The following is a 9022-nucleotide window of genomic DNA, read 5'->3' on the forward strand; positions in this document are numbered from 1 at the left end:
AAGTGATTCACATCCGCCGTGTCGATGGAGGCGCATTATAGGGATCCCAATTTTTAGCACAAGTATTTTTTAGATCTTTTTTTCCGACTGCTGATTTTCCGCGCTTTTCGCTGAAATCCCGCCCGATCTGCTTAAATATTGACGTATTTTGCCTTGCCTCGATCGACGAATACGATCAAAGTCTTCTGTATAGCGCTCATTCTCAGAGGTAGTTATGTCTGCAGTATTACGTCCTTATAAAGATCTGTTCCCCAAACAAGGCGATCGCGTGATGATCGACGCCAGTAGTGTGGTCATTGGTGATGTCCGACTGGCCGATGACGTTAGTATCTGGCCACTCGTTGCCATCAGGGGAGACGTTAACTATGTGTCTATTGGCGCGCGAACCAATATTCAGGACGGTAGCGTTCTGCACGTCACGCACAAATCGTCCTATAACCCGAAAGGCAATCCCCTCATTATTGGAGAAGATGTTACCGTCGGCCATAAAGTCATGCTTCACGGCTGCACTGTCGGAAATCGCGTACTTGTTGGCATGGGGTCGATTTTACTGGATGGCGTCATAGTAGAAGATGACGTGATGATTGGCGCCGGTAGCCTGGTCCCGCAGAACAAACGGCTGGAGAGCGGCTATCTCTATCTGGGAAGCCCGGTAAAACAGATCCGCCCCCTTAAGGAGGCAGAGATCGAAGGATTAAAATACTCGGCGAACAACTACGTAAAATGGAAGAATGACTATTTGGATCAGGATAACCAAACCCAGCCCTGATCGTCTTCCTGCTGTTCGCGGATTAAATCGCTGGCTTCCTCTTCCAGATCCCAGCGATTTTCGCAAAATACCGCTAGCGGGTCTGTGCCGCCAAAACGATGCAACAGCGTTTCTCCATGGATGGCACAGGTAAGCTGCATACCCTGCACCAGCACAGGAAAACAGACCGCTTGCTTATGCTCATCCCAGCTCTCTCTGTCCGGGAAATGAATAGCCTGATTCACGCCGAAAGCTCCTGCTTTAGCTTTTCAATGACCGGCTCGACAGCAGGCAACACTCCGTGCCAGAGCAGTACCGCATGCGCAGCCTGCCCCACCAGCATTCCCAGCCCATCGGCTAACTGTTTCGCGCCGTGTTGTTCACACCAATTCAGGAAAGGCGTCTTACCTTTCTGATAGAACATGTCATAGAAGTACATATGCGCACTGACCAACGAAGCGGGGATCGCCGGGATCTCGCCACTGATGCCGCTGGATGTGGCATTAATGACAAGATCGAACTCACGTTCGACAAGATCGTCAAGCGCTACCGCGCTCACGCTGCCGGTATGCGCAAACAACGCCGCCAGTGCTTCTGCCCGGGAAAAGGTTCTGTTCGTGATGGTCACCGAACAGTCCAGTGAAAGCAGAGGCAACAAAACGCCCCGCGATGCGCCACCCGCGCCAATCAGCAGGATTCGGAATCCGGGCTTGATAAAGGAGAGTCTTTCCAGATCGCTGAGTAAACCAATCCCGTCGGTGTTGTCCCCCAGAAGGCGTCCATCCTCAAGCCGTTTTAGGGTATTGACTGCACCAGCAAGTGAAGCGCGTTCGGTCAGCTCATCCGCACGTTCAAAGGCTTCTTCTTTAAACGGGACCGTCACATTCGCACCTTTGCCCCCCGCGGCGAAAAAGGCCTCCAGCGTAGGGATAAAGGCATCCACTGGCGCCAGTACGCGACCATAGGGGTGATCTATCTGCAACTGCTCCGCGAACTGCTGATGGATCAACGGTGACTTGCTGTGTGCAATGGGATTACCAAAAACAGCATAGGTTTCCATGAGATTACCCCTGGCGAAAACGTTCGCCGGTCAAAGCGTCGCGAATTTCAGATGGATTCAGGCGCCCTCCCGTTTCACCGACAGCGACAGGGAAGTCATTCCCGAACTGCGCCAGCACTTCTTCGGTTGTCCGACAAGGCGGCTGCCCGGTCAGGTTGGCGCTGGTTGAGACCAGTGGTTTACCAAATGCCAGGCACAGCTCCACCACCAGCGGATGGTCAGTGACGCGAACGGCAAGGGAGTCAAAGCGTCCGGTTAACCAGCGCGGCGTTGTAGGCTGAGCCGGGAAGACGAAGGTTACTGGTCCAGGCCATGCGGAGAAGATTGTCTCGCGCTGTGCTGGGGTTAGCATAGAGTCATCAATATAGGGCTTAAGCTGCTCGTAATTCGCAGCGATCAAAATAAGCCCTTTCTCGACGGGTCTTTGTTTCAGAGTAAGCAGACGGCTCACAGCCGTTTCGCTGTCAGGATCGCAACCGACCCCAAAAACAGCTTCAGTTGGATAGGCGATGACTTCTTCATTTTTCAGTACGTCCACTGCATGCGCAATGGAGCCTGATGGCAGGTTATTATTCACTATTTTGATCCGCCGTAACCGGCTTTCCACATTGTTTACTGGCGCAGAAGCGTTTCATGCCTTGCGCGGTTTTCTTCTCTATCAGTAGCGGATAATTGCAATGAGGGCAGATTCCCGCTACCGGCTTAAAATTGATAACGAACTGGCAGTCAGGGTAGCGATCGCACGAATGGAAGGTCTTACCATAACGGGAACGGCGCTGTACCAACTGACCGCGCTGACACTGAGGACACGCAATCGCCGTTTCATCTGGCTTATCAATTTGTTCCGTATGTTCACATTCCGGGTAGCGGCTACATCCAATAAACATGCCGAAACGCCCCTGGCGTAGCGCGAGTTCGCCACCGCAAAGAGGACAAAGCTGTCCCTCCAGAATTTTAACGATATGTCCATCCGCCTGGCTTTTCAGAGGACGAACATAATCGCATTCCGGATAGTGAGAACAACCGAGAAACGGGCCGTGTTTCCCGGACCGAATAACAAGTTCAGCCCCGCACTGCGGGCAGGGCTCGTTTTTATGCACCGTGAATAGTGCTGATTTGGCCATAACAACTCTTGGTGCTGCACATTGAATTAGTGCAGCATACCTTCATTCACTTCAAAGAGTAATTCTTCCATTTGCTGATAGGCATTTTCACAGCCCGGGATATTAAACAGAACCATCAGGATCACCCATTTGAGATCTTCCAGTTCAAATTCTGCGGTATCCAGCGCCATGACGCGCTCTATCACCATTTCTCTCGTTTCGAGGTTTAGCACCTGAATCTGCTCAAGGAATAAAATGAATCCCCGGCAGCTGGCGTCCAGCCGTTCACACTCTTCAGCGGTATAAATGCGTACTGACAATGGGTCAGAAGCAAGCTGCATCGGTTCGGCAAGGCCTTCCTGATAATCAGCCAGTTTTTCCAGCCACATCAACGCATTGTAGATATCTTCCCGCTCAAATCCCGCATCGGTAAGATCCTGTGTCAACTTGTCCTGATCCACTCGCATTTCTGCTTCGTTATGGATGTAAGTCTCAAACAAATACATCAGTACGTCGAACATGGCATGCCCTCCTTAATCGGACATAGCCGCCGGGTACAGCTGCGATCCACCCTGCTAACTCCAGTTCGAGTAGCTGTGCTACCGTTACTGGCACAGGTTGGCCGGCACGTTCAGCGACAACGTCAACAGGTGTTACCTCATCTCCTACGTTAGCCAGGAGCTTGGGAAATGGCAATGCCACCTTTCCCTGATCTGATGAATATTGTCGCTTTTCGGGATCTTCCTGCAGCCATTGCAGCCCATATTGCAAATTTTCAAGAATGTCCGCGACTTCCGTTACCGGTGTTGCCCCCTGCTTAATCAGCCAGTGCGGTCCCTCGCATCCGGGATTACCTATCGGGCCGGGCAAGGCGAAGACTTCTCGCCCCTGTTCGAGCGCGCACCGTGCCGTGACCAGCGAACCGCTTCGCCGCGCGGCTTCAACGACCAGCACGCCTTTGCTAAGGCCGCTGATGATGCGATTACGACGCGGAAAGTTTGCCGGTCGGGGCTGCGCGGAAAGCGGAAACTCAGACACTATCGCGCCGTCAGACTCAATAAGCCGCATCGCCAATGCCTGATGCCGACGTGGATAAATACTAAAAAGACCGTTTCCCAGCACCGCGACACTTCGTCCTTTTACTGACAGCGCCGCGCTGTGGGCAACGCCATCAATACCACAGGCCAGCCCGCTGGTGATCGTGAAACCACTTTGTGAAAGTTGTTCGCACAGGATTTTCCCCCACCGCTCGCCGTACCATGACGGCGCACGACTGCCTACCACCGCCAGCTGAACGGTATTAAGCGTCTCAGGGTTACCTTTTATGAATAATGCTCCGGGATAATCAGGGATCGTGCGGAGCAAAGGGGGATAAAGGGGATGGTTGGCCGTTAATAAATGATGACCCGGCTGCTCAAGCCATATCAGGCTACGTTCCAGCTCACTCTCATTGAGCGCAACGAACCGTTCAGCCTGCTTTGCTGTCAGCCCAGCATTTCGTAAGACAAGCGTGTCGATGCCTTCCTGCCTCTGCAGTCGTGCAGCCGCTTCCACCATGACATCACCACACAAAGAACCTGTGTGCATGAGCCGTAGCCAAATCTCGGTAGATGTCATCCTTTCCCCTGCCATAAGCGGTCTCCGCAATCATTGCGATTGGTCACTGATGCTGTCAATCGATGGGGGATTTGTCTAGAATAGAGGGAGTATTCTTATCAACTCCTGAACACGACTCTGGAAATTTATGGCAGTTTTGCAAGTATTACATATTCCGGACGAGCGCCTTCGCATCGTCGCTGAACCGGTTAAAGAAGTGAATGCAGAAATCCAGCGTATCGTTGATGATATGTTCGATACCATGTACGCCGAAGAAGGCATTGGCCTGGCGGCAACACAGGTGGACATTCACAAGCGTATTATCGTGATCGACGTTTCTGAGAATCGCGATGGCCGTCTGGTGCTGATCAACCCAGAGCTGCTTGAAAAGAGTGGCGAAACCGGTATTGAGGAAGGCTGTCTGTCTATTCCAGAACAGCGTGCGTTAGTGCCGCGTGCTGAGAAAGTGAAAATTCGCGCTCTGGATCGTGACGGTAATCCGTTCGAACTGGAGGCAGACGATCTGCTGGCGATTTGTATTCAGCATGAGATGGATCACCTGGTCGGTAAACTGTTTATCGATTATCTCTCGCCGCTGAAACAGCAGCGTATTCGTCAGAAAGTAGAGAAACTGGATCGTTTGCGTTCTCGCGCATAACGTCCCACCGGATACAAGGATCATCGTGTCTAAATCACTACGTATTATCTTCGCGGGAACCCCTGATTTTGCAGCGCGTCATCTTGACGCGCTGTTATCGTCTGGTCACCAGGTTGTTGGCGTCTTTACCCAGCCGGATCGTCCTGCTGGTCGCGGCAAAAAACTGATGCCGAGCCCGGTCAAGGTGCTGGCAGAAGAGCATGGGCTTCCTGTTTTTCAGCCCGCATCGCTGCGCCCGCAGGAAAATCAGCAGCAGGTTGCTGACCTGAATGCCGACGTAATGGTGGTAGTGGCTTACGGTTTAATTCTGCCAAAAGCCGTGCTTGATATGCCGCGTCTGGGTTGTATCAACGTGCATGGGTCCCTGCTCCCACGCTGGCGTGGTGCAGCACCTATCCAGCGCGCGCTGTGGGCGGGTGATGCCGAAACGGGCGTTACCATCATGAAGATGGACGTAGGTTTAGACACCGGCGACATGCTCTATAAACTGGCCTGCCCCATTACGTCAGACGATACCAGCGCCACGCTGTATGACAAACTGGCAGAGCTTGGCCCACAAGGGCTCATCGAGACGCTTCAGCAGCTTGCTGACAATACGGCAAAACCAGAAGTTCAGGACGACGCGCTGGTAACCTACGCCGAAAAGCTGAGCAAAGAAGAAGCGCGGATCGACTGGTCCCTGTCAGCCGCTCAACTTGAACGTTGTATTCGCGCTTTTAATCCGTGGCCGATGAGCTGGTTGGAAATTGATGAGCAGCCAGTAAAAGTCTGGAAAGCCTCCGTCATTAGCGGTGCGACTACGGCGGAACCCGGTACGATTATTGATGCCAGCAAGAACGGCATCCAGGTGGCGACTGCGCAAGGGATTTTGAATCTTGAATCGCTCCAACCGGCTGGTAAGAAAGCCATGAGTGCTCAGGATCTACTAAATTCCCGTCGCGAATGGTTTATCCCTGGCAATCGCCTTGCCTGAGCAAATTTATTCTTAAGGCCCGGTGTTTCCGGGCATTTTTATTTTTACGGTTATGAAAAAACAAAATCTACGCAGCATGGCGGCCCAGGCCGTCGAGCAGGTTATCGAGCAGGGCCAGTCACTGAGCAACGTCCTGCCTCCTCTGCAGCAAAAAGTCTCTGATAAAGATAAAGCCCTGCTTCAGGAGCTCTGCTTTGGCGTCCTGCGCACACTCTCTCAGCTTGAGTGGTTGATTAACAAGCTGATGTCCCGCCCAATGACGGGCAAGCAGCGCACCGTACATTATTTAATTATGGTGGGTTTTTATCAGCTTCTTCATACCCGCATCCCACCTCATGCCGCGCTGGCAGAGACGGTGGAAGGTGCCGTTGCGATTAAACGTCCTCAGCTGAAAGGGCTGATCAACGGCGTATTGCGTCAGTTCCAGCGACAGCAGGATGAGCTTCTGGCTGAATTTGCCCAAACCGAAGCGCGCTTCCTGCATCCGGACTGGCTGTTGAAGCGCCTGAAAAAAGCTTATCCGCAGCAGTGGCAGGACATTGCCGATGCCAACAACCAGCGTCCGCCAATGTGGTTACGCGTGAATCGTAATCACCAGACCCGTGACGCATGGCTGGCATTACTCGAAGACGCTGGAATGAGCGGCTTTACCCATGACGCATACCCTGATGCCGTGCGCTTAGCATCGCCTGCACCGGTACATGCATTACCCGGTTTTGATGAAGGCTGGGTAACCGTACAGGATGCCTCTGCTCAGGGTTGCATGACCTGGCTCGAACCTAAAAACGGTGAGCATATCCTCGATCTCTGCGCCGCACCAGGGGGCAAAACGACGCATATTCTTGAAGTGGCTCCGCAGGCCAACGTGATGGCAGTGGACGTTGATGAGCAGCGTCTTTCACGCGTCTACGACAACCTCAAGCGCCTGGGCATGAAGGCACAGGTTAAGCAAGGCGATGGACGCAAACCCGCAGAATGGTGTGGCGAAGCACAATTCGATCGCATTTTGCTGGATGCCCCCTGCTCTGCAACCGGCGTGATTCGTCGTCATCCGGATATCAAGTGGCTGCGTCGCGATCGTGATATTAGTGAGCTTGCCCAACTGCAATCCGACATCCTCGACGCCATCTGGCCGCATCTCAAACCCGGCGGCACGCTGGTCTATGCAACCTGTTCAGTACTGCCGGAAGAAAACAGTCAGCAAATCGCGGCCTTCCTTAAACGAACCCCGGACGCGGCGCTGCACGATACGGGAACGCCTGAATGCCCGGGTCAGCAGAATCTGCCGGGTGCAGAAGAGGGTGATGGCTTCTTTTACGCTAAGCTAATCAAAGAGTGATGTTGAGAACAGGTCACGAGAGATGAAGATTATCATTCTGGGCGCAGGACAGGTTGGTGGAACACTGGCGGAAAATCTGGTTGGCGAAAACAACGATATCACCATAGTGGATACAAACGGCGATCGCCTGCGTGTTTTACAGGACAAATTTGACCTGCGCGTTGTGCAGGGTCATGGTTCGCACCCCCGCGTCCTTCGTGAGGCGGGCGCTGACGATGCCGACATGTTGGTTGCGGTGACCAGTTCTGACGAAACCAATATGGTGGCCTGTCAGGTGGCCTACTCGCTTTTTAACACGCCAAACCGAATCGCGCGCATCCGCTCTCCGGACTATGTCCGCGATGCTGAGAAACTGTTTAATTCAGAAGCAGTTCCTATTGACCATCTTATCGCGCCAGAACAGCTGGTGATCGACAATATCTACCGTCTGATCGAATATCCGGGCGCCCTGCAGGTGGTGAACTTTGCCGAAGGTAAAGTGAGCCTGGCCGTCGTTAAGGCCTATTACGGCGGCCCGTTGATTGGCAACGCGTTGTCCACCATGCGCGAGCATATGCCGCATATTGATACGCGCGTCGCGGCTATTTTCCGCCACGACAGACCTATCCGCCCGCAGGGCTCTACGATTGTCGAAGCCGGGGACGAAGTCTTCTTTATTGCGGCTTCACAGCATATTCGTGCGGTGATGAGTGAACTTCAGCGTCTCGAAAAACCCTATAAACGCATTATGCTGGTCGGCGGCGGCAATATTGGTGCCGGTCTGGCACACCGGCTGGAAAAAGATTACAGCGTAAAATTGATCGAACGCGATCAGCAGCGAGCGGCTGAACTGGCGGAAAAACTGCAAAATACGATCGTATTTTATGGCGATGCGTCAGATCAGGAGTTGCTGGCTGAAGAGCATATTGATCAAGTTGATCTTTTTATTGCCGTCACCAACGACGACGAGGCGAATATAATGTCTGCCATGCTCGCGAAACGTATGGGGGCAAAGAAGGTCATGGTGCTTATCCAGCGCAAAGCCTATGTTGATCTGGTTCAGGGCAGCGTCATTGATATTGCCATTTCGCCGCAGCAGGCGACAATTTCCGCGTTACTGAGCCATGTGCGTAAAGCGGATATTGTTGGGGTATCATCGCTTCGTCGCGGGGTAGCGGAAGCCATTGAAGCCGTAGCGCACGGAGATGAAACCACATCACGCGTCGTGGGCCGTTCGATAGACGAAATTAAGCTGCCACCGGGCACCATTATTGGTGCTGTCGTGCGCGGGAATGATGTCATGATTGCCAATGATAATTTGCGCATTGAACAAGGCGATCACGTTATTATGTTCCTTACCGATAAAAAGTTTATTACCGACGTCGAACGTTTATTCCAGCCAAGCCCATTCTTCCTTTAATGTGTCGGGTGCTCTCAAATGGGGTACCCGCTCTTTATCCTTCTCATTTCTGTGCCTTTTATTTTGCATAACGTTTAATTATCACGAATGGCAATTAGCTAATCATTTGTTAAACTTATAGTCGTCAGCTGGCACAAGGAGAACAA

The 9022-nt window shown here is 52.6% G+C and carries 11 protein-coding genes; 5 read left to right on the forward strand and 6 right to left on the reverse strand.

The window, feature by feature from the left end; all coding sequences use genetic code 11:
• The first annotated feature begins 214 nt into the window (after positions 1-214).
• On the forward strand, positions 215-769 hold the full coding sequence (locus ACVCAM_RS23465) for a gamma carbonic anhydrase family protein (protein ID WP_025912249.1): 555 nt from the start codon (positions 215-217) through the stop codon (positions 767-769).
• Here the strand turns inward: ACVCAM_RS23465 and ACVCAM_RS23470 are convergent.
• From ACVCAM_RS23470 to dprA, 6 genes are read right to left on the reverse strand one after another with little or no spacing between them, the layout of a single operon-like run.
• On the reverse strand, positions 745-993 hold the full coding sequence (locus ACVCAM_RS23470) for a DUF1488 family protein (RefSeq protein WP_023345007.1): 249 nt from the start codon (positions 991-993) through the stop codon (positions 745-747). The two genes, ACVCAM_RS23465 and ACVCAM_RS23470, sit on opposite strands and share 25 nt — an antisense overlap.
• Positions 990-1808 (reverse strand): shikimate dehydrogenase, encoded by an 819-nt coding sequence (gene aroE / locus ACVCAM_RS23475; protein WP_025912248.1) that lies wholly within the window; start codon positions 1806-1808, stop codon positions 990-992. Before aroE ends, ACVCAM_RS23470 begins: the two co-directional genes overlap by 4 nt.
• Positions 1809-1812: 4 nt before the next feature.
• A complete protein-coding gene (tsaC, locus tag ACVCAM_RS23480) occupies positions 1813-2385 on the reverse strand; it encodes an L-threonylcarbamoyladenylate synthase type 1 TsaC (RefSeq protein WP_008503475.1) in 573 nt (190 codons plus the stop codon).
• Positions 2378-2932 (reverse strand): DNA topoisomerase family protein, encoded by a 555-nt coding sequence (locus ACVCAM_RS23485; protein WP_032667390.1) that lies wholly within the window; start codon positions 2930-2932, stop codon positions 2378-2380. Before ACVCAM_RS23485 ends, tsaC begins: the two co-directional genes overlap by 8 nt.
• Positions 2933-2958: 26 nt before the next feature.
• Positions 2959-3432, reverse strand: a complete 474-nt coding sequence (gene smg / locus ACVCAM_RS23490) for a DUF494 family protein Smg (RefSeq protein ID WP_008503477.1) — start codon at positions 3430-3432, stop codon at positions 2959-2961.
• A complete protein-coding gene (dprA, locus tag ACVCAM_RS23495; protein WP_025912246.1) occupies positions 3404-4528 on the reverse strand; it encodes a DNA-protecting protein DprA in 1125 nt (374 codons plus the stop codon). The genes smg and dprA overlap by 29 nt, the downstream gene beginning before the upstream one ends.
• Positions 4529-4655: 127 nt before the next feature.
• Here dprA and def point away from each other — a divergent pair, with 127 nt between their 5' ends.
• Genes def through trkA form a run of 4 tightly spaced genes read left to right on the forward strand, consistent with a single transcriptional unit; the run spans position 4656 to position 8876 of the window.
• Positions 4656-5165 carry a peptide deformylase gene (gene def, locus ACVCAM_RS23500; protein ID WP_008503479.1) on the forward strand — a complete coding sequence of 170 codons (510 nt, stop codon included), beginning with the start codon at positions 4656-4658 and terminating at the stop codon, positions 5163-5165.
• Positions 5166-5190: 25 nt separating this feature from the next.
• Positions 5191-6138 (forward strand): methionyl-tRNA formyltransferase, encoded by a 948-nt coding sequence (gene fmt / locus ACVCAM_RS23505; protein WP_025912245.1) that lies wholly within the window; start codon positions 5191-5193, stop codon positions 6136-6138.
• Positions 6139-6190: 52 nt separating this feature from the next.
• Positions 6191-7477, forward strand: a complete 1287-nt coding sequence (gene rsmB, locus ACVCAM_RS23510) for a 16S rRNA (cytosine(967)-C(5))-methyltransferase RsmB (RefSeq protein ID WP_407223720.1) — start codon at positions 6191-6193, stop codon at positions 7475-7477.
• A 22-nt stretch (positions 7478-7499) separates the two neighbouring features.
• Positions 7500-8876 (forward strand): Trk system potassium transporter TrkA, encoded by a 1377-nt coding sequence (gene trkA / locus ACVCAM_RS23515; protein ID WP_008503482.1) that lies wholly within the window; start codon positions 7500-7502, stop codon positions 8874-8876.
• Positions 8877-9022 lie beyond the last annotated feature (146 nt).

The organism is Enterobacter sp. CFEC122 (assembly GCF_052983755.1).

What these genes read in the sequence shown, in the direction of transcription:
- ACVCAM_RS23465 (WP_025912249.1), top strand. Translation starts at nt 215, where the DNA reads ATGTCTGCAGTATTACGTCCTTATAAAGATCTGTTCCCCAAACAAGGC.
- aroE (WP_025912248.1), bottom strand. Translation starts at nt 1,808, where the DNA reads ATGGAAACCTATGCTGTTTTTGGTAATCCCATTGCACACAGCAAGTCA.
- ACVCAM_RS23485 (WP_032667390.1), bottom strand. Translation starts at nt 2,932, where the DNA reads ATGGCCAAATCAGCACTATTCACGGTGCATAAAAACGAGCCCTGCCCG.
- smg (WP_008503477.1), bottom strand. Translation starts at nt 3,432, where the DNA reads ATGTTCGACGTACTGATGTATTTGTTTGAGACTTACATCCATAACGAA.
- dprA (WP_025912246.1), bottom strand. Translation starts at nt 4,528, where the DNA reads ATGACATCTACCGAGATTTGGCTACGGCTCATGCACACAGGTTCTTTG.
- def (WP_008503479.1), top strand. Translation starts at nt 4,656, where the DNA reads ATGGCAGTTTTGCAAGTATTACATATTCCGGACGAGCGCCTTCGCATC.
- rsmB (WP_407223720.1), top strand. Translation starts at nt 6,191, where the DNA reads ATGAAAAAACAAAATCTACGCAGCATGGCGGCCCAGGCCGTCGAGCAG.
- trkA (WP_008503482.1), top strand. Translation starts at nt 7,500, where the DNA reads ATGAAGATTATCATTCTGGGCGCAGGACAGGTTGGTGGAACACTGGCG.